Below are 1,706 nucleotides of genomic sequence, written 5' to 3' on the forward strand. Positions count from 1 at the left end.
AAAATATGCTTATATTTGGTCCGTCAGAAAGACAATTATATACCACCATTCCTTATCAATCTAATGGATAACAATATGTTTGAAGAGGCGCTCTTCCCCGGTGGAAAGCTGCCTGTCTACCCGAAGTTTGAGTCCGGTATCCGTCGAGCGCCCGACAGAGGCTGTCGGCTGACGAAGCACCAGAAAGAAGTGGCACTGCGAAATGCCCTCCGCTACATCCCGCGGAAGTTCCATGCGGAGCTTGCACCTGAGTTCCTGAAGGAGCTGGAGGAGAGAGGTCGTATCTATGGCTATCGCTTCCGCCCGACCGGTAACCTCTCCGCTAAGCCGATCAACGACTACGAGGGCAAGTGTCTTGCCGGCAAGGGACTTCAGGTGATGATCGACAACAACCTCTGCTTCGACATCGCGCTATATCCCTACGAGCTCGTAACCTACGGCGAGATGGGTCAGGTTTTCCAGAACTGGATGCAGTACCGCATCGTCATGTACTATCTCCGAAACCTGACCAAGCGTCAGACCCTCGTGCTCCATAGTGGTCACCCGCTGGGTGTCTTTGAGAGCCGTGAGGACGCTCCCCGCGTCATCGAGACCAGCTCTATGATGATCGGCGAGTACAATAATCAGGACGACTGGGAGGTGGCAGCCGAGATGGGTGTCGCCAATTATGGTCAGATGACTGCCGGAGGCTGGATGTACATTGGCCCACAGGGGATCGTCCACGGTACCTTCAATACCCTCCTCAATGCCGGTCGTCTGAAGCTCGGCATCCCCGAGGATGGAGACCTCGCCGGTCGACTATTCGTCTCCTCCGGTCTCGGAGGTATGAGTGGTGCTCAGCCCAAGGCGGCTGACATCGCCGGTGCCGTCTCTATCGTGGCGGAAGTTGATGCCTCACGTATCGGTCAGCGGCTGGAGCAGGGCTGGGTACAGCTGGTAGCAGAGTCCAAGGAGGAGGCCTTCGAGATGGCCGCCGAGGGGATGAAGAGCAAGAAGCCCACTTCCATCGCATTTCACGGTAATATTGTCGACCTGCTTGAGTATGCGGTCGAGAAGAATATCCACATCGACCTCCTCTCCGACCAGACCAGCTGCCACGCTGTCTATATCGGTGGCTACTGCCCGGTAACACTTGACTTCGACAAGCGTACCGAGATGCTGGAGAAGGATCGTGAGGAATTTAAGCGCGAAGTCGATCTCACACTGAAGCGTCACTTCGAGGCTATCAAGACGCTCGTATCGAGAGGAACCTACTTCTTTGACTACGGTAACTCCTTCATGAAGGCAGTCTTCGATGCCGGAGTCAAGGAGATCTCCAAGAATGGTGTCGATGACAAGGAGGGCTTCATCTGGCCATCCTACGTGGAGGACATCATGGGTCCGCTGCTCTTCGACTTTGGTTACGGTCCCTTCCGCTGGGTCTGCCTGAGTGGCAAGCCGGAGGATCTGAGAGCGACCGACCATGCGGCTATGGAGTGCATTGATCCCACGAGACGATATCAGGATAGGGACAACTACGTCTGGATCCGTGATGCAGAGAAGAATGCTCTCGTCGTCGGTACGCAGGCACGTATCCTCTACCAGGACTGCGAGGGTAGGGTACGGATCGCCCTTAAGTTCAATGAGATGGTTCGTGAGGGTAAGATCGGTCCCGTCATGCTGGGCCGCGACCACCACGATGTGAGTGGTACCGACTCGCCCTTCCG

General features: G+C 55.7%; 1 protein-coding gene. It reads left to right on the top strand.

Annotated features, from left to right (window positions below; all coding sequences use genetic code 11):
• Nucleotides 1-75: 75 nt before the first annotated feature.
• Nucleotides 76-1,706 (top strand): urocanate hydratase (locus Q0F21_RS07755; protein WP_297238826.1); only part of this gene is annotated, 1,631 nt, incomplete at its 3' end.

Source organism: uncultured Porphyromonas sp. (assembly GCF_934359325.1).
Taxonomy (GTDB): Bacteria; Bacteroidota; Bacteroidia; order Bacteroidales; family Porphyromonadaceae; genus Porphyromonas_A.